Below are 22,335 nucleotides of genomic sequence, written 5' to 3'. Positions count from 1 at the left end.
CTTTAATTTTTAATAGGCAAAATTTTCATGAATCTCTTTTTTGTATTCCTGCTCTTGCACCCTCTGGCAAGGAGCCGTACATCGCATCTAACTGTTTAGGCTGGGTTATCTGATTATCAACTATAAAATTAACTAATCCAAACAATGTGTTAACAATTTTATTGTCTTCATCAAAAATTATTTCACCAGGATGAACTGCATTATTACCTATCACACGACAAACATCTAATGCCTGTTGGACCTGCACGGGTAGGCCAGCCTTAACAAGCGCACCTATGTCATCATTGATATTTTTACCTTTCTGCCCCAAATGTGGCATTAGCATTTGAATGCAAAGGCGTAACAATGCCGCAGCGCCTTTCGGGGATAATGAAGCGATGCCCCTTGCTTCATTATATATCTCTAAACAATCCGCAGGGAGGTCTTCATTGGCAACGGGCGATAATGAGACAAGCGGATAAATCATCTTATCGTTAAGCCAAATCGCTGAATTTCCACAGTGAGCACAAGTCGAAGATGTGAAATTAGTCAAAATGACATTAGCATTCATCCTTAGCAAAGAACTCCAATACTGTTGCGCATATACCTGACAATGTGGACAGTGAAAGCTCGTGCGATTACCTTTTCCCCAGCTTTCATTATAATAAGGAGCAATATATTTATTCATCACTTTTCACCTTGATAAAAAGCACTAACTCCATCTAAGTAACCTTGCGCAAAAGCAGCATGGGGGCTTTTATGCCTTCCAGTCCCCGCCTGACTCTCCGGTATAGAATCTAAATCAATGTCGATTCTTTCCGACCTATTAAAACCAGCCTTATAGCCATTCTCATAAGCACACCCGCAACACTTGTGGCGACCTAATCCACCCTGATCATCTGGCAGGCTTTCCAAAAACTCCCAATAACGATGCTGATCTTTACAGTTAGGCATATGTGTAGTCTCTGATTAAAAGTAGGGGCAAGCGAAATTAACGATTATCAAAGTGACCAACGAGGATGTCTATTCTAACTCCTTTTAGAGTTCTTCCAACTCCAAAATATGGTAAATGATCGAAATTGCTGTAGGAGAAGATCCCGGGGTGGGCGCTTCATGAAGGAGCAATCAAAGTTGTAACACAAGAAGGGATACAGAAAGTACCTAAAGCATGTGATACAGACTGATGATCATTAGAGTGGAAATAATTTCAACTTATTGTTTTATCGAGAAATTTTATTTGAGTTGACCGCCTTCCCAGGCGTCGTGGTAATGAAGAGGTAAGATACCGGCGTTACCAGGTCCCGTATCAGAATCTGTGACCGCTTCGCGCCAGGTGCCAGCGCGGACGGCCGGAGATTTTACACCAGCTACAGTTTCGTTAACACCTTTTCCTTATCTGCCGATAATAAAGCGCCAGCGATCCGGAGGCTGAAGCCGGCAGCACAGTCATTGATTCAGATTTCTGATTGATTTGCGTAACGAGCGTTGGGATAGCCTGCGCAACCCGCTGAAATTACGTCGTTTTGCCTGAGACCGTTTATTTATTTAATAGCGCGCCAATTAGTGCCGCAATAGATTAATGAGACTCACCAGTCTGTTACCCGCAGCGTTCCCGGCACAGCTGCAGTTGAGCAAACAGAAAATCGGCGCAAAACACCAAAATCAGCATAAAGAACTGAATAATGGTGTTAGTAAAGCTTATTGCAGCCAGCAGAGCCAGCCATACAGCGGATTGGCGCTGCAGGTTGGATTAAGTCTGTATTTTCGCTTTTATTTGATAAAGATTAAATATGATGAATTGTTCTGCCGCGAAAACTGTGTAAAATTTAATCCTGAATTCGGCTAAGCAGTATCAGAAATTATTTTAATTACTTTTTATAAGCTTTCAAACAACAAGGCATTAACAAATAATGGTACAGCTGGCCTGATAATATAATCCGGCGCGCTCGGGAAATGGCGCGCTAATCGTTTCACGGATTGAATTTAATTTGTCTGTCGAAAGTCTTCACCAGGGATTTTGCTGACGGACATTAAATGAAGACCGCCATCATGAGAACCTCCCTGCTTTGGCCGGCGCTTGCAGCGCTGGCACTGAGCGGCTGTTCCGTGGGCCATACTGAGTACAGTCGTACGGCGCTGCAGCACGTGGATATGAGCGTGACCGGCATCCCGACGGTACTGGGTTTGGGCATCCTCGGTACAACCATTCCGTTAACGCCGGAATACAGTCTGACTGCCGCGCACGTGGCCAAAACCGCCGTGCAGCGCGTGAAGGCTTATCATCCCTATTGCGACGTCGCAATTATTTATCATAAAAACAGTCCGGATACGCTGGCGAAATTCCGCAGCAGCGCGGTGGGCGAGCCAATTAAAATGTATGGCTACAGTTTTATTTCCGCGATGCCGGTCGAGTCGAGCGGCGTTAATCTGGCGCGCACCGCCATTAATAATCGCTGGAATAAAAAACCCTGTATGGCGATGGCTTCCGATGCCGGTGTCGTTCAGGGGATGTCAGGCGGCGCTGTCTATAATGCCGACCAGACAATCAGCGGAGTGATTGTGGGTTACAGCCATGAAATTGCTAACGTACGCAGCAAAAAAGTCATCTTAAAAGATGTCTCGCTGTACATTCCGTACGGCGATTTCAAACGCTGGCTGGAAGCCAATATCGGCCAGACGCCACAAACAGCGCCTGGCCCGGCGTAATCACAGGAACGGGCGGGTATCGCCTGCCCCTTCACGCACGATGACGGGCGCATCGCTGGTGAGATCGATCACGGTGGTTGGCTGCTGGCCCAGCGTGCCGCCATCGATAATTAAATCCACCAGCTTGCCGATGCTGTGCTGGATCTCTTCCGGATCGGATTCAGTGAAATCATTGCCAGGCAGCATCAGGGAGGTCGACATCATCGGCTCATTAAGGCGTTCCAGCAGCGCCAGCGCCACCGGATTTGACGGTACGCGCAGGCCGATGGTTTTACGTTTGTCGTTCATCAGACGACGCGGCACTTCTTTAGTGGCCTTCAGAATGAAGGTGTAATTGCCTGGCGTGTTGTTTTTAAGAATGCGAAACGCACTGTTATCCACCTGCGAATAGGTCGACAGCTCAGAGAGATCGCGGCACATCAGGGTAAAGTTATGGTTACCATCGAGCTGACGAATGCGGCAGATGCGTTCCATGGCATTCTTCTCTTCCAGACGGCATCCCAGCGCGTAGCCGGAATCGGTTGGATAGACAATAACGCTGCCTTTGTTGAGATAATCCACCGCCTGATTAACCAGACGCGGCTGCGGATTTTCCGGATGAATGTGAAAAAGTTGACTCATAAAAACCTCATATCACCCATCAACGTGCGATTTGACCGGCGCTAAAGCGGGAAAACGCTCCCAGACCGGCTCCACGCCGCCCGGCAGCCATAGCTTGCGCCCCAGTTCAATCCACGGACAGGGTTGGTGAAAATCGGACCCCTGCGAGGCCGCCAGCTGATTATCGCGCGCATAGCTCGCCAGCTGGGTACGTTCATTCGGTGCCTGCTGACACTGTGCCACTTCCATCGCATCGCCGCCTTCTGCGGCAAAATGCGCAATCAGTCGCTTCAGCCATTTGGCCGACAGCCCGTAGCGCGCAGGATGGGCCAGCACCGCCACGCCGCCAGAATGATGAATAGCATCAATGGCTTGTTTAATTGTACACCATTGTGGTGGCACGTAGCCGGTTTTGCCGCGCGCCAGATAGTTTTTAAATACCTGCGCCATGTTATCGGCTTTGCCCAGCTCTACCAGATAGCGGGCAAAATGCCCGCGGGTGATCACCCCGCCGTGCGCCAGACGCTGAGCGCCGGCCAGTGCGTCAGGAATGCGCGCGCGCTCCAGCCGTTCGGCAATCAGTTCTGCACGTGCCATACGGCACTGGTGCTGCTGCGCCAGAAAAGCGGTTAACGCCGGATGCTGCGTATCAACGTTGAGTCCGACAATATGAATTTCGTGGTTTTCCCACAGCGTCGACGCTTCCACACCGGCCAGTACCCGCAGCGGTAGCTGAAGCTGCTGCACCGCCGCCTGCGCTTCGGCCACGCCCGCCACGCTGTCGTGATCGGTAATCGCCAGCACGCCGACGTGCATCTCAACGGCGCGCTGCACCAGCGCGGTCGGCGTCAGCAAACCGTCAGAAGCCTGGGTATGGCTGTGTAAATCATAAAGTGGAAAACGGGCGATATCTGACAAGGTCACTCCAGCGACTGCATTAAACCGGCTGGCATGATAACGATTTTGCCCGTAACTGAAAAAGGGTATTGACTTTTTTCACCCGAACCAGTTAACTAGTACACAAGTTCACACGTAACGGGTATTTAATCATGGCTCTTATCGGTACGCATGTTAATGGTTGGTGGCGCGATGATCCCTTTCACGGGCGACGTCGTCATGCACATTTTGCGTAACCGCAGTGCAGATACCTGAGCCCGCCACCGAGCGGGCTTTTTTTTGAGCGAAATTCAGAGAATCCATTATGGCTAATGCGAAACCTACATTGAAGTTGATTACCGGTACCGCGCCCTACCGCGAAGATCCGGCCGCAGTGTTTCATCAATTATGCGGCGCACGTCCGGCAACTCTGCTGCTTGAATCTGCCGATATCGACAGCAAGCAGAACCTGAAAAGCCTGCTGATTGTCGACAGCGCGCTGCGCATCAGCGCCCTGGGCAATGTTGTTACCCTGCAGGCGCTGTCGGAAAACGGCCGCGCGCTGCTGCCGCTGCTGGACGAAGCACTGCCCCCCGAGGTGCGCATCGCCGTGCGCCCGGACGGACGTGAGCTGCATTTCACGCCGGTTGAGGGTCTGCACGATGAAGACTCCCGCCTGAAAGCGCTGTCGGTGTTTGATGCGCTGCGTCTGATTCCGCATCTGGTTAACAGCCCAGCCGAAGAACGTGAAGCCATGCTGCTGGGCGGCCTGTTTGCCTACGATCTGGTGGCGGGATTTGAAGATCTGCCGCCGCTGCGCAATGACCAAAGCTGCCCGGACTACTGTTTCTACCTCGCCGAAACGTTACTGGTGATCGATCACCAGCAGCGCAGCGCCCGTCTGCAGGCCAGCCTGTTTGCGCCGTCCACCAGCGAGTTTCAGCGTCTGCAGAGCCGTATTGAACAGCTGCACGGTCAGATGACGCAGCCAGCACCTGCGCTGCCGGTGCAGCGCGTCGAGCAGATGACGCTGAGCACCAGCCAGAGCGATGAAGCTTACTGCAACGTGGTAAGCGAACTGCAGCAGGCCATTCGCATCGGCGAAATCTTTCAGGTGGTACCGTCGCGCCGCTTCTCACTGCCGTGCCCGTCACCGCTGGCGGCTTACGATACGCTGAAAAACAGCAACCCCAGCCCGTACATGTTCTTTATGCAGGATCAGGACTTTGCGCTGTTCGGCGCTTCGCCGGAGAGCTCGCTGAAGTATGACGCCAGCTCGCGCCAGATCGAAATCTATCCGATTGCCGGTACGCGTCCGCGCGGTCGCCATGCGGATGGCTCGCTGGATCGCGACCTGGACAGCCGTATTGAACTGGAAATGCGCACCGATCATAAAGAGCTGGCTGAGCACCTGATGCTGGTAGATCTGGCGCGCAACGACCTGGCGCGTATCTGTGTGCCCGGCAGCCGTTACGTGGCGGATTTAACCAAAGTGGACCGCTACTCGTTTGTAATGCACCTGGTATCCCGCGTGGTAGGCACGCTGCGCAACGATCTTGATGTGCTGCACGCCTATCGCGCCTGCATGAACATGGGCACGCTGAGTGGCGCACCGAAAGTGCGTGCGATGCAGCTGATTGCGGAAAAAGAAGGCACGCGGCGCGGCAGCTACGGCGGCGCGGTCGGCTACTTCACCGCCAGCGGCGACCTTGATACCTGCATCGTCATCCGCTCCGCCTGGGTGGAAGGTGGCGTTGCCACGGTGCAGGCCGGTGCCGGCGTGGTGCTGGATTCTCAGCCTCAGGCTGAAGCGGATGAGAGCCGCAACAAAGCCCGCGCGGTATTGCGCGCCATCGCTACTGCCCATCACTGCAAGGAGATTTTCTGATGGCCGATATCCTGCTGCTCGATAATATCGACTCCTTTACCTACAACCTCGTTGATCAGCTGCGTACCTTTGGCCACAACGTGGTGATTTACCGCAACAACGTCCCGGCAAAAGTGCTGATCGACCGCCTGCAGCAGATGGAAAACCCGGTGCTGATGCTCTCACCCGGCCCTGGCGCACCGAAAGATGCCGGCTGCATGCCGCAGCTGTTACAGGCGCTGCGCGGTCAGCTGCCGATCATTGGTATCTGTCTCGGCCATCAGGCTATCGTCGAAGCTTACGGCGGGCACGTCGGCCAGGCGGGCGAAATTCTGCACGGCAAAGCCTCCGCCATTACCCATGATGGCGAGGCGATGTTTACCGGCCTCAGCAACCCGCTGCCGGTGGCGCGTTACCACTCGCTGGTGGGCAGCAATACGCCGGCGGAACTGACGGTTAACGCCAGCTACAACGGCATGGTGATGGCGGTGCGTCACGAAACGGACCGCGTGTGCGGCTTCCAGTTCCATCCCGAGTCGATTCTCACCACGCAGGGCGCACGTCTGCTGGAGCAAACACTGGCCTGGGCGCTGGCGAAATAACAGGGAGATGATGATGCAAACTATTCTGGAAAAACTGTATCAGGCGCAAACGCTGAGCCAGGCCGAGAGCCACCAGCTGTTCAGCGCGATTATTACCGGACAGCTGGAGCCGACGCAGCTGGCAGCGGCGCTGATCGCCATGAAAGTGCGTGGCGAGCGCCCGGAAGAGATCGCCGGTGCCGCCTCCGCGCTGCTGGCCGATGCCAGACCGTTCCCGCGTCCGGACTATACCTTTGCCGATATCGTTGGCACCGGCGGTGACGGCAGCAACAGCATTAATATTTCAACGGCCAGCGCCTTTGTCGCCGCCACCTGCGGGCTGAAAGTGGCCAAGCACGGCAACCGCAGCGTCTCCAGCAAATCCGGATCTTCCGATCTGCTGGCCGCTTTCGGTATCAATCTCGACATGCCGGCGCAGCAGGCACGGCAGGCGCTGGACGATCTCAACGTCTGCTTCCTGTTTGCGCCGCAGTATCACAGCGGTTTCCGCCACGCGATGCCGGTGCGCCAGCAGCTGAAAACCCGCACGCTATTTAACGTGCTGGGTCCGCTGATCAACCCGGCGCGCCCACCGCTGGCGGTGATTGGCGTCTACAGTCCGGAACTGGTGCTGCCCATCGCCCAGACGCTGAAAGTGCTGGGCTACCAGCGTGCTGCCGTGGTGCACGGTGGCGGCATGGATGAAGTGGCGCTGCACAGTGCAACCCAGGTCGCTGAGCTGCGTGACGGTGAGATCACCAGTTACCAGCTGACGCCGGAAGACTTTGGCTTCAGCTTCCAGCCGAAAGAGGCGCTGGCCGGCGGCACACCGGAAGAAAACCGTGACATTCTGACGCGTTTGCTCCAGGGTAAAGGCCAGCCCGCCCACGAGCAGGCCGTTGCGGTAAATGTCGCAATGTTGCTGAAAGTATTCGGAAATGAAGATTTGCGCGATAACGCTGAGCGCGCCATGGCTGCCATTCGCAGCGGTCAGGCGTACGAGCGCGTTGTGGCACTGGCAGCGAGAGGATGAAATGAGTATCAAGGGCACCGTATTAGAGAAAATTGTGCAGGATAAAGCCCTGTGGGTTGAAGCACGGAAATCGCAGCAGACGCTGGCCTCCTTCCAGAACGATCTGCAGCCGGCGGAGCGTCATTTTTACGAGGCGCTGCGTGGCACGCGCACCGTCTTCATTCTGGAGTGTAAAAAAGCCTCCCCGTCGAAAGGGCTGATTCGCGCCGATTTTGATCCCGCGACTATCGCCGGGATCTACCGCCATTACGCCTCTGCGGTGTCAGTGCTGACCGATGAGAAATATTTCCAGGGCAGCTTTGATTTCCTGCCGGTGGTCAGCGCCGCCATCACGCAGCCGGTGCTGTGCAAAGACTTTATTATTGATCCCTACCAGATTTACCTGGCGCGCCATTATCAGGCCGATGCCATTCTGCTGATGCTGTCCGTACTGGATGATGAGCAGTACCGTCAGCTGGCTGCGGTGGCGCACAGTCTGAAAATGGGCGTGCTGACCGAAGTCAGTAATGAAGAAGAGCTGGAGCGGGCTATCGCGCTGGAAGCTAAAGTGGTCGGCATCAACAACCGCGATCTGCGTGATTTGTCGATTGACCTGAATCGCACGCGTCAGCTGGCCCCGCGTCTCAGCCATGGCGTCACCGTGATCAGCGAGTCCGGCATCCATAATTACGCCCAGGTGCGCGAGCTGAGCCATTTTGCCAACGGCTTTTTAATTGGCTCGGCGCTGATGGAAGAGCACGACCTCGACGCCGGTGTGCGCCGCGTGCTGCTGGGCGATAACAAGGTGTGCGGCCTGACCCGCCCGGAAGATGCGCAGGCCGCGCATCAGGCTGGCGCGCTGTATGGCGGCGTGATCTTTGCCGCCGGTTCGCCGCGCCAGGTTAACGAGGCGCAGGCGCAGGCGGTGATCGCCGCTGCGCCGCTGAAGTATGTCGGCGTGTTCCGCAATCAGACTATCAGTGACGTTGTCACGTTAGCCACGCACTTATCGCTGGCGGCCGTCCAGCTGCACGGCGATGAAGACAAAGCCTACGTCGCGGAACTGCGCCAGGCGCTGCCGGCCAGCGTGCGCATCTGGAAAGCACTGAGCATTAAAGATCGGTTGCCGCCACGCGACTGGGCGCACGTTGATCGCTACGTGCTGGATAATGGCCAGGGTGGCAGCGGTCAGCGCTTTGACTGGTCGCTGCTGCAGGGTGAAGACCTGGCTGATGTGCTGCTGGCAGGTGGCCTGAGCGCCGATAACTGCGTCGAAGCCGCTCAGCTCGGCTGTGCCGGCCTCGACTTCAACTCCGGCGTGGAATCCGCGCCGGGCATCAAAGATGCCAGCAAAGTCGCGGCGGTATTCCGCACGCTGCGCGCCTATTAATTGCGTCTGCCCGCCTGCGGGCGGGCCGGATAAGGAAGAGGACACGATGACGACATTACTTAATCCCTACTTTGGCGAATTCGGCGGCCAGTATGTGCCGCAGATTTTGATGCCAGCACTGCGTCAGCTGGAAACGGCCTTTGTTGAAGCACAGCGCGATCCGGCGTTTCAGGCAGAATTTACTGACCTGCTGAAAAACTACGCCGGTCGCCCGACGGCCCTGACGCTGTGCAGCAACCTGACCAAAGGCAGCAAAACCCGCCTGTACCTTAAGCGCGAAGACCTGCTGCACGGCGGCGCACACAAAACTAACCAGGTGCTGGGCCAGGCGCTGCTGGCAAAACGTATGGGCAAAAACGAGATCATCGCGGAGACCGGCGCCGGTCAGCACGGCGTGGCGTCGGCGCTGGCGTGTGCCCTGCTCGGCATGAAATGCCGTATTTACATGGGCGCAAAAGACGTTGAGCGTCAGTCACCCAACGTGTTCCGTATGCGGCTGATGGGCGCAGAGGTGATTCCGGTACACAGCGGCTCGGCCACGCTGAAAGATGCCTGTAACGAGGCGCTGCGCGACTGGTCCGGCAGCTACGAAACCGCGCACTACATGCTCGGCACTGCCGCAGGCCCGCATCCGTTCCCGACCATTGTGCGTGAATTCCAGCGCATGATTGGCGAAGAGACTAAAGCGCAGATTCTGGAAAAAGAGGGTCGCCTGCCGGATGCGGTACTGGCGTGCGTCGGCGGCGGTTCTAACGCCATCGGCATGTTTGCGGATTTCATCGAAGAGAGCAGCGTGCGCCTGATCGGCGTGGAGCCTGCGGGTCACGGTATTGACACCGGTGAGCACGGTGCGCCGCTCAAGCACGGTCGCGTTGGCATCTATTTCGGCATGAAGGCGCCGATGATGCAGACCGAAGAGGGACAGATCGAAGAGTCCTACTCCATCTCTGCCGGTCTCGATTTCCCGTCGGTCGGTCCGCAGCATGCGCACCTGAACAGCACCGGCCGCGCTGACTACGTGTCAATCACGGATGATGAAGCGCTGGAGGCCTTTAAGACGCTGTGTCGTGCAGAAGGCATCATTCCGGCACTGGAGTCATCGCACGCGCTGGCGTATGCGCTGAAAATGATCCGCGAAAACCCGGACAAAGAGCAGCTGCTGGTGGTGAACCTTTCCGGCCGCGGCGACAAAGACATCTTTACCGTTCACGATATTCTGAAAGCTAAGGGAGAGATCTGATGGAGCGTTATAATCAGCTGTTTCAACGTCTGTCCGCGAAACAGGAAGGCGCGTTTGTGCCCTTCGTCACCCTTGGCGATCCGTCGCCGGCGCTGTCGCTGAAAATCATTGATGCGCTGGTCGCGGGCGGTGCGGATGCGCTGGAGCTGGGCATTCCGTTCTCTGATCCGCTGGCCGATGGACCGACGATTCAGGGCGCTACGCTGCGCGCCTTTGCCGCCGGCACCACCGTAGCGCAGTGTTTTGAAATGCTCGCCACCGTGCGCCAGAAATACCCCGATCTGCCGATTGGCCTGCTGATGTACGCCAACCTGGTGTTCAGCAGAGGTATCGACAACTTCTACGCGCAGTGCGCTGCGGTGGGCGTTGACTCGGTGCTGGTGGCTGACGTGCCGGTGGAAGAGTCGGCCCCGTTCCGCCAGGCGGCGATGCGTCACAACATTGCGCCGATCTTTATCTGTCCGCCCAACGCGGATGACGATCTGCTGCGCGAAATCGCCTCGCACGGCCGTGGCTACACCTATCTGCTGTCACGCGCCGGCGTTACCGGTGCGGAAAATCGCGCCAGCCTGCCGCTGCACCATCTGATCGAGAAGCTGCGCGAATATCATGCTGCGCCGCCGCTGCAGGGCTTCGGCATTTCTGAGCCGGGTCAGGTGAAAGAGGCCGTTGCCGCCGGAGCCGCCGGAGCCATCTCCGGCTCGGCCATCGTGAAAATCATCGAGCGTAATCAGAACGACCCAACGGCGCTGCTCAGCGAACTGCAAACGTTCGTCAGCGATCTCAAAGCGGCTACCCGCTAAGTTGGCACGGCCCTGCACTGGCTGCGGGGCCCTTCTTACTTCTTACCCCTTTTTTCTCCCCTGCGACAAACTTTTTCATCGCGCCTGAGTTGCCGAAATGCGAGGCACGGCCCACACTTAAGCGTGCCGTCACGTTACGGTGCACCACCATCTATGACAGGGAGATAACCAATGAAATTGTTCAAAGTCGTTGCGGGTTTTTTAGTGGCTGCAGTGATGGCGCTCACCTTAAGTGCCTGTGCACCAACAGCAACAAAGGAAGGGACCGGCGGTTACATCGATGACACGGTCATTACCACCAAAGTGAAGGCACAGCTGCTGAATGACGAGGCGCTGAAATCGACAGAAATTAACGTTGAGACCTTTAAAGGGAAAGTACAGCTGAGCGGCTTTGTCAGCTCGCCGCAGATGGCCAACCGTGCGGTTGCGGTAACGCGTAACGTGGCGGGGGTAAAATCCGTCGTCAACAATATGCAGATTAAGTAACTAAACGGGCGACCTGCGGGTCGCCCTTTTTCTTTCTGGTGTAAAAATCAGAAACGGTAGCCCGCGCCAAAGAAGAACACCCACGGATCGATGCGGGTATTGATATTCTGCTGTTCGCCCGCCGCTTTGAATTTCACTTCGGTATCGATGTCCATGTACCACAATGATGCGTTGAGCATCCAGTCGCGGTTGATCTGATAATCCAGCCCGACCTGACCCGCCACGCCCCAGGAGTCTTTCACGCTCAAATCGCTCAGCTGCGCATCCTGCCCGGTCTGGTTGAACTTCGCATCGTAGAAGGTGGTGTAGTTGATCCCGACGCCAACGTAAGGGCGCAGCGCGCTTTGGCTGTCGAAAAAGTAGTACTGCGCCATCAGGGTGGGCGGCAGCTGACGCACGGTAGCGAGGTTGCCGGTCGGGCCAAGTCCCACTTTGTGGCGGAACGGCGTGGCCGCCAGCAGCTCAACGCCGATATTGTCGGTCGCCATCCAGGTAAACGTCAGACCCAGCTGGGTATCATTACTGACGCTGAAGCCGCCCATACCCAGCACATTATCAGAGCCTTCGGTCGGACGAACGGTCGCGCTACCGGCGCGCACAAAAAAATCACCGGCCTGGTGAGCCAGTGCCAGTTGCGGGATCGCCAGCGCCAGCAGCAGCGCGCATTTAGCCAGTTTCATAATCACTCCTTTGCCGGAAAACAGGGTATTGAGGTTAATCGCGGCACAAGATTTACCCCTTTTTTGCGAAAAGATCATCAGCATCAATTCAAATTAATCACTTATAAAACAATGATTTGATTCAGATCAATTTTGCCTTTACAAGCGGACATAAAAATCCTGTTGCCGCCATCACGCGGCGTGATTATGTTGCTATTCCCCTTTTGTGATTTTGGTTCGAAGCCTCAGGAGTGGCGGGCGATCAGATGAGCGATTTACTTAACCCCTGTATGACCTGTGGCGCCTGCTGCGCCCATTTTCGCGTTTCATTTTACTGGGCCGAAGCCGACGACGGTGGTGGCACGGTGCCGGTTGAACTGACGGAACCCCTGAGCCTGCTGATGCGCAACATGCGCGGCACCAACGATCGTGCCCCGCGCTGCGTGGCGCTGCAGGGTGAAATTGGCGGCTGTGTTTCCTGTGGTATTTATGCGCAGCGGCCGTCACCGTGCCGGGAGTTTGCCATGTCCGGCGAAAATGGCGTGCCGAATGACGCCTGCGATCGCGCCCGGGCGCGCTATGGTTTACCCCCGCTTTTTCACCCTTCTTTACCTGAGATGACAGAAAGTTATGGGATTCCGGGTGCCAGCCTGCCTGCAGAACATGTACAATCGCCGGGTTAATTAACCCGGTTCCTTCAAGGAGTGTACATGTCTATCACGGCAAGCTCGTTATACCGTGACACAGGAAATTTTCTGCGCCATCAGCTGGTCACCATCGTGCTGATGGCGTTGCTGACCTCGTTTATTACCGTGATTGTTGGCCACGCCCTGACGCCGGGCGAGGATCAGTTATCCCTGCTCAGCCAGACCGACAGCAGCGCCTCTTCGCTGTTTGAAATCGTCCAGAACATGTCACCGGATCAGCAACGCATTCTGCTGCGCGCCTCTGCCGCCGGCACTTTCGCTGCCCTGATTGGCAACACGCTGCTATTGGGCGGCATGCTGTGCCTGCTGCCGATGGTATCCAGTGGACAGCGCGTCAGCGCGCTGCGCGCGATTGGCGCCTCTGCGCCGCTGCTGCCGAAACTGCTGGTGCAGACCTTCCTGATCACCCTGCTGGTGCAGCTGGGCTTTATGGTACTGATGGTGCCGGGTGTGATTCTGGCGATTCTGCTGTCGCTGGCGCCGGTGATGCTGGCAAGTGAAAAAATGGGCATTTTCAGTGCGATGCGCGCCAGTATGCGTCTGGCCTGGAAGAACGTTAAGGTGATCGCCCCGGCAATTATTCTGTGGCTGCTGGCGAAAATTGCGCTGATGTTCTTCTTCTCCTCGCTGACCGTGCTGCCTGCCAATATCGCTTCAGTGGTGCTCAACGCGCTGGGCAACCTGGTATCAGCCATTCTGATTATCTATTTGTACCGGCTGTATATGCTGTTACGTTAAGCGTTACGGCGCCCGCGGCGGCGCCGTAACTCAACGCTCCTGCCCCTGACTGGAAACGCTATGAAGCAGTTACTCGATTTTCTTCCCCTGGTAGTTTTCTTTATCTTCTACAAGCTGTACGACATTTTCGTCGCCTCCGGCGCGCTGGTGGTGGCGACCGGTATCGCGCTGGTGGTCAGCTGGGTGCTGTACCGCAAGCTGGAAAAGATGACCATTTTCACCTTTGTGCTGGTTGCGGTGTTCGGCACCCTGACCTATGTGTTCCACAACGATGAGTTCATCAAGTGGAAAGTCACGGTGATTTACTCGCTGTTTGCGCTGGCACTGCTGTACAGCCAGTGGTTTATGCAGCAACCGCTGATCCAGACCATGCTTGGCAAAGAGCTGCAGCTGCCGGGTGCGGTATGGCGTCGGCTGAATATCGCCTGGGCCCTGTTCTTCCTGGCCTGCGGCCTGGCGAATATTTATGTCGCGTTTTGGTTATCCCAGGCGTTTTGGGTTAACTTTAAGGTGTTCGGTCTTACCGGCCTGACCCTGCTGTTTACGCTGTTAAGCGGCCTGTACATCTGGCGACAGATGCCGCAACAAGAACAAAAATAATCGATGCAGCCCGGTCTCCGCCGGGCTTGTCTTCACCTGCAGAAGAACTGAGCAATGGACGAAAAACATAAGTTGCCGCAAGGCGAGATGGTCTCGCGTACCCTGGCGATGCCGGCAGATACCAATGCCAACGGTGATATCTTCGGCGGCTGGCTGATGTCGCAGATGGATATGGGCGGCGCGATACTGGCTAAAGAGATTGCCAAAGGCCGCGTGGTAACGGTGCGCGTGGATGGTATGACCTTCCTCAAGCCCGTCGCCGTCGGCGATGTGGTGAGCTGCTACGCGCGCTGCATCCGCACCGGCAATAGCTCGATGACCATTAACGTGGAAGTGTGGATTAAAAAAGTGTCGTCCGAACCGATCGGCCAGACTTACTGCGCCACCGAAGCGGTGTTTGTTTACGTAGCGGTCGATAACAGCGGGAAATCCCGTCCGCTGCCGGAAGGCCAGGCCAATCTGAGCAATTAAGCGTATAAAAAAAGCGGCCCGGAATGGCCGCTTTTTCTTTGCCTGTCTGGCTTTACTCGATGTTCGCGCCGCCGTTAATGCGGAACACGATGTTCATCGTCAGCCCCTTGCCCGGCCGCCCTGGCTGATAGCGCCACTTCTTCATCGCCTGCTTCACTTCGCGCTCAAACATGTTGCGCGGCTCGGCGGACAAAATCTCGACGTTATCGACGCGCCCATCGCTGTCCACGTCAAACTTCACCCGCACCCGCCCTTCAACGCGCAGCGCGAACGCACGCGCCGGATACGCCGGCTTGCTGACGCTCATCGCTTTCGGTCCATCCGACACCGTCTGCGTCGGGGCCGGGTTATTCTTCGGTGCCGTCGAGGGGCGCGTTTGCGTGGCTGGCGCGTCCTGTTTAAACGGATTCTCCTGCGGCTTCACCTGCTGGCGCGGCTTCGGCTCTGCCTTTTTCTCCACCTTTGGCTTCGGTTTCGGCTTTGGCTTCGGTTTAGGTTCCGGCTTAGGGATCGGCACCGGCTCGGCTTTTGGTGGCTCTGGCGCGACTTCCGGCTCGGGTTCCGGCTCGGGCGGCGGCGGCGGGGTTACGGCTGCCGGTGCCGGTTCAGGCTGCACTTCCGGTGCCACCATGCTAATGCTGATAGGCTGAGACGCTTTAGGAACCTCAATGGTCTGATGAAATGAAGCATAAAGAATGCCGGCGATTACCGAACCGTGAAGGAGCACGGATAAAATCACGGACACAGGCGTTCGGGTTGGAAAAGGCGTAGTCAACGTCGTCATATCAGTCATGTTCATTGAGTGAAGCGCTGATTTTAAATGCAAATAGCAATCAGTTTCAATAAGCACGCTACTGAAGGCCAAAAGAAAGGCGCTTTTTAACCCTGCCTGCGCTGCAGCGCGCGCCCATTATCTTTCGTTTGCACTCTGTTTAGCGATCACTTAACGTGTCTCGCAAATTCGGCAAGTCTAACGGGAGTATCCCATCGTGCTTTACGTCATTTATGCGGAAGATACCGCAGATTCACTGGAAAAACGTAACTCTGTGCGCCCGGCACACCTGGCGCGTCTGCAGCTGCTGCAGGATGAGGGGCGTCTGATTGTCGCCGGTCCTCTGCCTGCCGTCGACAGTAATGAGCCGGGCCCGGCTGGTTTCACCGGTTCTGTGATTGTTGCCGAGTTCTCATCGCTGGAAACGGCCCAGTCGTGGGCCAATGACGATCCATATATCGCCGCTGGCGTGTACGATAAAGTCACGGTTAAACCGTTTAAACGGGTGTTCTGATGCAGTGGCAGCCCCTTCTGTTGTTAGTGCTGGTGCTGCTGCTGATTGGTCGTGCGCTGTGGCTGTGGCGCCGTCAGGGCTGGCGTCAGGCGCGCCAGCACATCGTCATGCTGGTGGTACTGGCGGCGGCCCTGCAGATAGTGAATGTTTCACTGGTATTACGCGGCCACTGACGACCGCGTTCATTGCTCAGGTATTCTGCGTGATAAACAGGATGGAGCGGCGCTGCTGCTGCGCTACCTGATGACGAATCGCATGGATGCGCTTATAACGACGTGACTGCCCTTCCAGCCAGCGGGCACGACGGCGATGCGCCTGGCGTAACATTCTCCAGCGGGCCACTTCATTTCTGCTGCGTCTCATCACATCCTCTCTGACTGGCTAAACCCGCGACGCATTATAGTGATCTGGCTAAAAATGCCAAATCGAAACCTTCATCGAAACGTCATCAACGATTAAAGGTTTCGCTGGCGCAGATCAACACGTAAACTTTGCCCATCAAAGCGCGAACGGGACGTCCACTTTATGACCACATTTTATACCCTTATCAGCTGGTTGCTGCTGTTTGGCTACTGGCTGCTGATTGCCGGGGTTACGCTGCGCATCCTGATGAAGCGGCGTGCGGTGACCTCGGCGATGGCCTGGCTGCTGATCATCTACATTCTGCCGCTGGTGGGTATTATCGCCTATCTGTCGTTTGGCGAACTGCATTTAGGTAAACGTCGCGCAGAACGCGCCCGCACCATGTGGCCCTCGACCGCCAAATGGCTCAACGACCTGAAACAGTGTCGTCACATTTTCGCGACTGAACACAGCGACGTGGCGCGCTCCCTGTTCGAGCTGTGCCGTCATCGTCAGGGTATTGCCGGCGTTAAAGGCAATCAGCTGCAGCTGCTGACCAGCGCCGATGACGTGATGCAGGCGCTGATCCGCGATATTCAGCTGGCGCGCCATAATATTGAGATGGTGTTCTACATCTGGCAGCCGGGTGGTCTGGCTGATGATGTGGCGGAATCACTGATGGCTGCCTCACGGCGCGGCGTGCACTGCCGCCTGATGCTGGACTCCGCCGGCAGCGTAGCGTTCTTCCGCAGTCCGTGGGTGGGCATGATGCGCAACGCCGGTATTGATGTGGTCGAGGCATTGCAGGTCAGCCTGTGGCGTGTGTTCCTGCGCCGCATGGATTTGCGTCAGCACCGCAAAGTGGTGCTGATCGATAACTACATTGCCTATACCGGCAGCATGAATCTGGTGGATCCGCGCTTCTTTAAACAGGATGCTGGCGTGGGTCAATGGATTGATCTGATGGCGCGCATGGAGGGCCCGGTGGCCACCACCATGGGCATCGTCTACGCCTGCGACTGGGAAATCGAAACCGGCAAACGTATTCTGCCGCCGGCCCCGGACGGCAATGTGATGCCGTTTGAGCAGGAGAGCGGTCACACCATTCAGGTGATCGCCTCAGGTCCGGGCTTCCCGGAGGACATGATTCATCAGGCGCTGCTGACGGCGGTATATTCTGCGCGCGAGCAGCTGATCATGACCACGCCCTACTTCGTGCCGAGCGACGACTTACTGCACGCCATCTGTACCGCCGCGCTGCGTGGCGTTGAGGTGAGCATTGTTGTACCGCGCCACAATGACTCGCTGCTGGTCGGCTGGGCCAGCCGCGCCTTCTTCACTGAACTGCTGGAAGCCGGGGTGAAAATCTATCAGTTTGAAGATGGCCTGTTGCACACCAAGAGTGTGCTGGTGGACGGTCAGCTCAGCCTGGTGGGCACGGTGAACCTGGATATGCGCAGCCTGTGGCTCAACTTCGAGATCACGCTGGTGGTGGATGATGACGGCTTTGGTAGCGATCTCGCCACCGTCCAGGATGATTATATCGCCCGTTCGCGTCTGCTGGACGGCGCGCGCTGGGCAAAACGTGCCTGGTGGCAGCGCATCGTCGAACGACTGTTTTACTTCTTTAGCCCTTTACTGTAAAACGAGCGAAAATATTACCGCCTCAGGGCAAGCAGGAATGACCATGGATTTAAATAATCGCCTTACTGAAGATGAAACGCTGGAACAGGCTTACGATATTTTTCTTGAGCTGGCAGGCGATAACCTCGATCCGGCAGACATCATTCTGTTCAATCTGCAATTTGAAGAGCGCGGCGGCGCCGAGCTGTTTGATCCATCCGAAGACTGGCAGGAACATGTGGATTTCGATCTCAACCCTGACTTCTTCTCAGAAGTGGTGATCGGCCTTGGTGAAGCGGACGGCGAACCGATTACCGATGTGTTCGCGCGCATCCTGCTGTGCCGTGAAAAAGACCACAAGCTATGTCATATTCTGTGGCGTGAATAAGCCGCAGCGCATAAAAAAACGCCGGGCACTGCCCGGCGTTGTTGTTTATGGCACCGCTCTTATAGCGGATCAACCTTCAGACAGGACACCGCATGGCGGAAACTGCCTTCGAGTAGCGGTCGGGTTTTGGCGCACTCCGGGCCGGCAATCGGGCAGCGGGTACGGAATACGCAGCCTGATGGCGGATTGATCGGCGACGGCAGTTCCCCTTCCAGCAGCTGAATCTGCTTATTCTTCTCCAGGTCCGGATCAGGAATCGGCACCGCCGACATCAGCGCTTTGGTATACGGATGCTGCGGATCGTTATATACCGCATCATAGGTCCCCAGCTCAACCGCGTGGCCGAGATACATCACCAGTACGCGATCAGAGATGTGCTTCACCACCGCCAGGTCATGCGCGATGAAGATCAGCGACAGCCCCATTTCACGCTGCAGTTTCTGCAGCAGGTTGACCACCTGCGCCTGAATCGACACGTCGAGCGCCGACACCGGCTCATCACAGATAATCAGCTTCGGCTCAAGAATCAGTGCACGGGCGATACCGATACGCTGGCACTGGCCACCGGAGAACTCGTGCGGATAGCGGTTGATGAGGTTCGGCAGCAGACCGACCTTCATCATCATGGTTTTAACCTTATCCTTCACTTCCTGACGCGGCATCTTTGGATAGTAGGTGCGCAGCGGTTCGGCGATGATGTCACCAATGGTCATACGCGGGTTGAGCGAGGCCAGCGGGTCCTGGAAGATCATCTGAATGTCACTGCGCGCCTGACGCCACTCTTCCTGGCTTTGGCCCAGCAGATCGCGCCCCAGCCACGCCACGCGCCCGTCGGTGGCTTTCACCAGACCGATAATGGCGCGCGCCAGCGTGGATTTGCCGCAGCCGGACTCACCGACCACGCCGAGAGTTTCGCCTTCATACAGACGCAGACTGACACCATCCACCGCTTTCAGGGTTTTCGGCGGCTGCCAGAACCACTGCTTGCCGTCTTTGATATCGAAATGCACCTTGAGATCGGCGATTTCCAGCAACACTTTTTTCTCTTCAATTACGGTGCTCATACTAACTCCTCCACCGGTTTGAAGCAGGCGCGCAGGCGCCCTTCGGCAAACGGTTCAAGCGGCGGTGATTTGGCACAAATATCCATGGCATAAGCGCAGCGCGGCTGGAACGGACAGCCCTGCGGCAGACGCAACAGATTGGGCGGGTTGCCGGGAATGGTGGTCAGCGACTCCCCCTCCGCGTCAAGACGCGGCACCGCGCTCAGCAAACCGATCGAGTACGGATGGGCCGGCTGGTAGAACACATCACGCGCACGGCCATACTCCATGGTGCGCCCGGCATACATCACCAGTACCTTGTCACAGATCCCGGCAACAACGCCGAGATCGTGAGTGATCATGATGATGGCGGTGTTAAATTCACGCTTCAGCTCATTCAGCAGCGTCATGATCTGCGCCTGCACGGTGACATCCAGCGCGGTGGTTGGCTCATCGGCAATCAGCAGCTTTGGCCGACACAGCAGCGCCATGGCGATCATTACGCGCTGACGCATGCCACCGGAAAACTCGTGCGGGAACATTTTCATGCGCTTGCGCGCTTCCGGCATTTTTACCGCATCCAGCATGCGCACCGACTCTTCAAACGCCTGGGCGCTGCTCATGCCTTTGTGCAGTTTCAGCACCTCCATCAGCTGTTCGCCGACGCGCATGTACGGATTGAGCGATGTCATCGGGTCCTGGAAAATCATCGCAATCTGTTCCGCGCGCAGCTTGTTCAGCTTGCTTTCCGGCAGATTGAGGATTTCGCTGCCGTTAAACTGCGCCGAGCCACCAATGCGACCATTTTTCGCCAGCAGTCCCATCAGCGCAAACGCGGTTTGCGATTTTCCGGAGCCGGATTCACCGACAATGCCCAGCGTTTCACCGGCGCGCAGGGAAAAGTTGAGGTCGTTCACAGCGGTCACGTCGCCGTCGTGAGTACTGAAGGTGACGCGCAGATCTTTAACGTCCAGCAGCAGGTTAGCGTTTCCCGCAGGTGCAGCCGCCAGCGGCTGCTGAGTATCATGATGGGTCATCGGGAAACTCCTTAACGATCTTTCGGGTCGAGGGCGTCACGCAGGCCATCGCCGATAAAGTTGAAACAGAACAACGTCACCACCAGGAATCCCGCCGGGAACATCAGCAGCCACGGTGATACTTCCATCGAGTTGGCGCCGTCGCTCAACAGCGCGCCCCAGCTGCTCAGTGGCTCCTGGGTACCGAGGCCAAGGAAGCTCAGGAAGGATTCAAACAGGATCATGCTTGGCACCAGCAGCGAGGCATACACCACCACCACGCCCAGCACGTTCGGCACGATGTGGCGCAGCACGATATTGCCGGTAGAAACGCCGCCGACCTGCGCCGCTTCGATGAACTCTTTGCGCTTCAGTCCCAGCGTCTGGCCGCGCACGATACGCGCCATATCCAGCCATGACACCATGCCAATGGCAACAAAGATCAGCAGGATATTGCGGCCAAAGAAGGTCACCAGCAGGATGACGAAGAACATAAACGGGAACGAGTTGAGGATTTCCAGGATACGCATCATCACCGAGTCAATCTTCCCGCCAAGGTAGCCGGCCAGCGAACCGTACAGCGTGCCCACCAACACCGCGATCAGCGCTGAAGCGATGCCAACCATTAGTGAGATACGGCCGCCAATCGCCACGCGCACCAGCAGGTCACGTCCCGAGGAGTCGGTGCCAAACCAGTGCCCTGAGGTGGTGTCCGGCGGTGCAGACATCATCGCCCAGTCGGTATCATCATATTTGAACTGCGCCAGCATCGGGGCGAACACCACGAACAGCGCAATTACCAGCAGCACCAGCAGGCTGATAAGGGCCGCACGGTTATGAATAAAGCGGCGACGTGCGTCCTGCCACAGGCTGCGCCCTTCCACTTCCAGCTTTTCGCTGAACGCGTCCAGAGCTTCGCTATTTTTCTTACTTAACATCATGAGCGAGCTCCACCATCAGTAACGAATTTTCGGATCGATAACGGCGTACAGCACGTCAACGATCGCGTTGAACAGGATGGTCAGCACGCCGACCAGAATGGTCAGGCTCATCACCAGTGAGTAGTCACGGTTTAGTGCGCCGTTGACGAACAGCTGACCGATGCCCGGCAGACCGTAGATTGATTCGATTACCATCGAACCGGTGATGATGCCAACAAACGCCGGCCCCATATAGGAGAGCACCGGCAGCAGCGCCGGCTTCAGCGCGTGGCGCAGCACAATACGGCGCAGCGGCAGACCTTTCGCACGCGCGGTGCGGATGAAGTTAGAGTGCATCACTTCAATCATCGAGCCGCGGGTGATACGGGCGATACTGGCGATGTAAGCCAGTGACAGCGCCACCATCGGCAGCAGCATGTAGTTCCACTGCCCGCCATTCCAGCCGCCACCCGGCAGCCAGCGCAGGGTGATGGCAAAGATCAGTACCAGCAGCGGTGCCACCACGAAGCTGGGAATGACCACCCCGGTCATCGCCACCCCCATGACCGCATAATCCCACAAACTGTTTTGCTTCAGCGCGGCGATAACCCCCGCCGTGACGCCCAGCACCACCGCAAGGAAGAAGGCTGCCAGCCCCAGTTTGGCCGATACCGGAAACGCATGACCGACCAGGTAGTTAACCGAGTAGTCTTTATATTTAAACGACGGCCCGAAATCGCCGTGTGCCAGCTGCACCAGGTAGCTGAGATACTGTTTGCCGATCGGGTCGTTGAGATGATATTTGGCCTCAATGTTGGCCATGACTTCCGGCGCCAGCGCACGCTCGCCGGTGAACGGACTGCCGGGTGCCAGTCGCATCATAAAGAAGGAGATGGTGATCAGAATGAATAGCGTCGGGATGGCTTCAAGGAGCCGACGCAGGATGAATTTTAACATTGCCGTACCTACCAGGCTGTTGCTTCACAAAGTCAAAAAGGCGGC

The 22,335-nt window shown here is 56.6% G+C and carries 25 protein-coding genes, 1 pseudogene and 1 other annotated feature; of the genes and pseudogenes, 16 read left to right on the top strand and 10 right to left on the bottom strand.

The features are described 5' to 3' along the window. Window positions 1-25 precede the first annotated feature (25 nt). Window positions 26-667: a DUF4145 domain-containing protein gene (locus F3I21_RS01070; RefSeq protein WP_150057959.1), complete on the bottom strand. Its 642-nt coding sequence runs from the start codon at window positions 665-667 to the stop codon at window positions 26-28. Between the two features lie 891 nt (window positions 668-1,558). Between F3I21_RS01070 and F3I21_RS01060 the strand changes: the two genes are divergently transcribed. Further along, window positions 1,559-1,825: a hypothetical protein gene (locus F3I21_RS01060; RefSeq protein ID WP_150057955.1), complete on the top strand. Its 267-nt coding sequence runs from the start codon at window positions 1,559-1,561 to the stop codon at window positions 1,823-1,825. 203 nt (window positions 1,826-2,028) lie between these two features. Further along, entirely contained in the window at window positions 2,029-2,685 is a 657-nt protein-coding gene (locus tag F3I21_RS01055; RefSeq protein ID WP_181444749.1) for a serine protease, read from the top strand. Here F3I21_RS01055 and F3I21_RS01050 read toward each other — a convergent pair whose 3' ends face one another. Together F3I21_RS01050 and F3I21_RS01045 are read right to left on the bottom strand one after the other, a co-directional pair. Continuing rightward, complete coding sequence (locus F3I21_RS01050) at window positions 2,686-3,306, bottom strand: L-threonylcarbamoyladenylate synthase (RefSeq protein WP_021510107.1); 621 nt, start codon at window positions 3,304-3,306, stop codon at window positions 2,686-2,688. It abuts the gene before it with no gap. A 12-nt stretch (window positions 3,307-3,318) separates the two neighbouring features. Continuing rightward, window positions 3,319-4,203, bottom strand: coding sequence for a PHP domain-containing protein (locus F3I21_RS01045; RefSeq protein WP_058758628.1), 885 nt, complete (start codon window positions 4,201-4,203; stop codon window positions 3,319-3,321). 155 nt (window positions 4,204-4,358) lie between these two features. Next, window positions 4,359-4,463: a sequence feature (Trp leader region), on the top strand. Window positions 4,464-4,486: 23 nt separating this feature from the next. Here F3I21_RS01045 and F3I21_RS01040 point away from each other — a divergent pair. The 6 genes and pseudogenes from F3I21_RS01040 to F3I21_RS01010 all read left to right on the top strand — a co-directional run bounded on the left by F3I21_RS01040 (window position 4,487) and on the right by F3I21_RS01010 (window position 11,540). Beyond that, the gene (locus tag F3I21_RS01040) at window positions 4,487-6,049 is read left to right on the top strand and encodes an anthranilate synthase component 1 (RefSeq protein WP_031280219.1); all 1,563 of its coding nucleotides are present in this window, start codon (window positions 4,487-4,489) and stop codon (window positions 6,047-6,049) included. After that, window positions 6,049-7,642, top strand: a pseudogene (trpD, locus tag F3I21_RS23305) (bifunctional anthranilate synthase glutamate amidotransferase component TrpG/anthranilate phosphoribosyltransferase TrpD). The gene F3I21_RS01040 and the pseudogene trpD overlap by 1 nt, the downstream one beginning before the upstream one ends. 1 nt (window position 7,643) lies before the next feature. Beyond that, window positions 7,644-9,011, top strand: coding sequence for a bifunctional indole-3-glycerol-phosphate synthase TrpC/phosphoribosylanthranilate isomerase TrpF (gene trpCF, locus F3I21_RS01025; RefSeq protein WP_150057953.1), 1,368 nt, complete (start codon window positions 7,644-7,646; stop codon window positions 9,009-9,011). A gap of 46 nt (window positions 9,012-9,057) precedes the next feature. Beyond that, entirely contained in the window at window positions 9,058-10,251 is a 1,194-nt protein-coding gene (gene trpB / locus F3I21_RS01020; RefSeq protein ID WP_058758632.1) for a tryptophan synthase subunit beta, read from the top strand. Beyond that, the gene (trpA, locus tag F3I21_RS01015; RefSeq protein ID WP_058771266.1) at window positions 10,251-11,054 is read left to right on the top strand and encodes a tryptophan synthase subunit alpha; all 804 of its coding nucleotides are present in this window, start codon (window positions 10,251-10,253) and stop codon (window positions 11,052-11,054) included. Before trpB ends, trpA begins: the two co-directional genes overlap by 1 nt. A 171-nt stretch (window positions 11,055-11,225) precedes the next feature. Continuing rightward, window positions 11,226-11,540, top strand: a complete 315-nt coding sequence (locus F3I21_RS01010) for a BON domain-containing protein (protein ID WP_021510099.1) — start codon at window positions 11,226-11,228, stop codon at window positions 11,538-11,540. A gap of 47 nt (window positions 11,541-11,587) precedes the next feature. Here the strand turns inward: F3I21_RS01010 and ompW are convergent, their stop codons facing one another. Beyond that, a complete protein-coding gene (ompW, locus tag F3I21_RS01005; RefSeq protein WP_058771265.1) occupies window positions 11,588-12,220 on the bottom strand; it encodes an outer membrane protein OmpW in 633 nt (210 codons plus the stop codon). A gap of 245 nt (window positions 12,221-12,465) precedes the next feature. Here ompW and F3I21_RS01000 point away from each other — a divergent pair, with 245 nt between their 5' ends. From F3I21_RS01000 to yciA, 4 genes are read left to right on the top strand one after another with little or no spacing between them, the layout of a single operon-like run. Next, window positions 12,466-12,882, top strand: coding sequence for a YkgJ family cysteine cluster protein (locus F3I21_RS01000; protein WP_150057951.1), 417 nt, complete (start codon window positions 12,466-12,468; stop codon window positions 12,880-12,882). A gap of 27 nt (window positions 12,883-12,909) precedes the next feature. Then, window positions 12,910-13,644 carry a YciC family protein gene (locus tag F3I21_RS00995; RefSeq protein ID WP_058758636.1) on the top strand — a complete coding sequence of 245 codons (735 nt, stop codon included), beginning with the start codon at window positions 12,910-12,912 and terminating at the stop codon, window positions 13,642-13,644. A 60-nt stretch (window positions 13,645-13,704) separates the two neighbouring features. Continuing rightward, window positions 13,705-14,244 carry a septation protein A gene (locus tag F3I21_RS00990; RefSeq protein WP_058758637.1) on the top strand — a complete coding sequence of 180 codons (540 nt, stop codon included), beginning with the start codon at window positions 13,705-13,707 and terminating at the stop codon, window positions 14,242-14,244. Window positions 14,245-14,298: 54 nt separating this feature from the next. Beyond that, window positions 14,299-14,715 carry an acyl-CoA thioester hydrolase YciA gene (gene yciA / locus F3I21_RS00985; RefSeq protein WP_058758638.1) on the top strand — a complete coding sequence of 139 codons (417 nt, stop codon included), beginning with the start codon at window positions 14,299-14,301 and terminating at the stop codon, window positions 14,713-14,715. 52 nt (window positions 14,716-14,767) lie between these two features. Here the strand turns inward: yciA and tonB are convergent, their stop codons facing one another. Continuing rightward, a complete protein-coding gene (tonB, locus tag F3I21_RS00980; protein ID WP_190286064.1) occupies window positions 14,768-15,499 on the bottom strand; it encodes a TonB system transport protein TonB in 732 nt (243 codons plus the stop codon). A gap of 205 nt (window positions 15,500-15,704) precedes the next feature. Between tonB and F3I21_RS00975 the strand changes: the two genes are divergently transcribed. Together F3I21_RS00975 and F3I21_RS23125 are read left to right on the top strand one after the other, a co-directional pair. Next, a complete protein-coding gene (locus F3I21_RS00975; protein WP_010617723.1) occupies window positions 15,705-16,001 on the top strand; it encodes a YciI family protein in 297 nt (98 codons plus the stop codon). Then, the gene (locus F3I21_RS23125) at window positions 16,001-16,174 is read left to right on the top strand and encodes a hypothetical protein (RefSeq protein ID WP_021510092.1); all 174 of its coding nucleotides are present in this window, start codon (window positions 16,001-16,003) and stop codon (window positions 16,172-16,174) included. Before F3I21_RS00975 ends, F3I21_RS23125 begins: the two co-directional genes overlap by 1 nt. A 16-nt stretch (window positions 16,175-16,190) precedes the next feature. Here F3I21_RS23125 and F3I21_RS00970 read toward each other — a convergent pair whose 3' ends face one another. After that, window positions 16,191-16,364, bottom strand: a complete 174-nt coding sequence (locus F3I21_RS00970; protein WP_088517180.1) for a YciY family protein — start codon at window positions 16,362-16,364, stop codon at window positions 16,191-16,193. 162 nt (window positions 16,365-16,526) lie between these two features. On the opposite strand from F3I21_RS00970, the gene cls reads away from it, so the two are divergent. Both cls and F3I21_RS00960 read left to right on the top strand, forming a co-directional pair. Further along, window positions 16,527-17,987, top strand: a complete 1,461-nt coding sequence (gene cls / locus F3I21_RS00965; protein WP_021510090.1) for a cardiolipin synthase — start codon at window positions 16,527-16,529, stop codon at window positions 17,985-17,987. A 37-nt stretch (window positions 17,988-18,024) separates the two neighbouring features. Further along, window positions 18,025-18,354: an HI1450 family dsDNA-mimic protein gene (locus F3I21_RS00960; protein ID WP_013509338.1), complete on the top strand. Its 330-nt coding sequence runs from the start codon at window positions 18,025-18,027 to the stop codon at window positions 18,352-18,354. 59 nt (window positions 18,355-18,413) lie between these two features. Here F3I21_RS00960 and oppF read toward each other — a convergent pair whose 3' ends face one another. Genes oppF through oppB form a run of 4 tightly spaced genes read right to left on the bottom strand, consistent with a single transcriptional unit; the run spans window position 18,414 to window position 22,290 of the window. Further along, window positions 18,414-19,418, bottom strand: coding sequence for a murein tripeptide/oligopeptide ABC transporter ATP binding protein OppF (gene oppF / locus F3I21_RS00955; protein ID WP_021510088.1), 1,005 nt, complete (start codon window positions 19,416-19,418; stop codon window positions 18,414-18,416). Continuing rightward, complete coding sequence (locus F3I21_RS00950; RefSeq protein WP_021510087.1) at window positions 19,415-20,434, bottom strand: ABC transporter ATP-binding protein; 1,020 nt, start codon at window positions 20,432-20,434, stop codon at window positions 19,415-19,417. The genes oppF and F3I21_RS00950 overlap by 4 nt, the downstream gene beginning before the upstream one ends. An 11-nt stretch (window positions 20,435-20,445) precedes the next feature. Beyond that, the gene (gene oppC / locus F3I21_RS00945) at window positions 20,446-21,354 is read right to left on the bottom strand and encodes an oligopeptide ABC transporter permease OppC (RefSeq protein WP_021510086.1); all 909 of its coding nucleotides are present in this window, start codon (window positions 21,352-21,354) and stop codon (window positions 20,446-20,448) included. A 15-nt stretch (window positions 21,355-21,369) separates the two neighbouring features. After that, window positions 21,370-22,290 carry an oligopeptide ABC transporter permease OppB gene (oppB, locus tag F3I21_RS00940; protein WP_021510085.1) on the bottom strand — a complete coding sequence of 307 codons (921 nt, stop codon included), beginning with the start codon at window positions 22,288-22,290 and terminating at the stop codon, window positions 21,370-21,372. Between the last annotated feature and the right edge of the window lie 45 nt (window positions 22,291-22,335).

The organism is Pantoea sp. B_9, from assembly GCF_008632015.1.
GTDB classification, from domain to species: Bacteria; Pseudomonadota; Gammaproteobacteria; order Enterobacterales; family Enterobacteriaceae; genus Pantoea; species Pantoea dispersa.
Note: the sequence above shows the minus strand (reverse complement) of the source record. Positions and strands in the feature narration are given on the sequence as shown.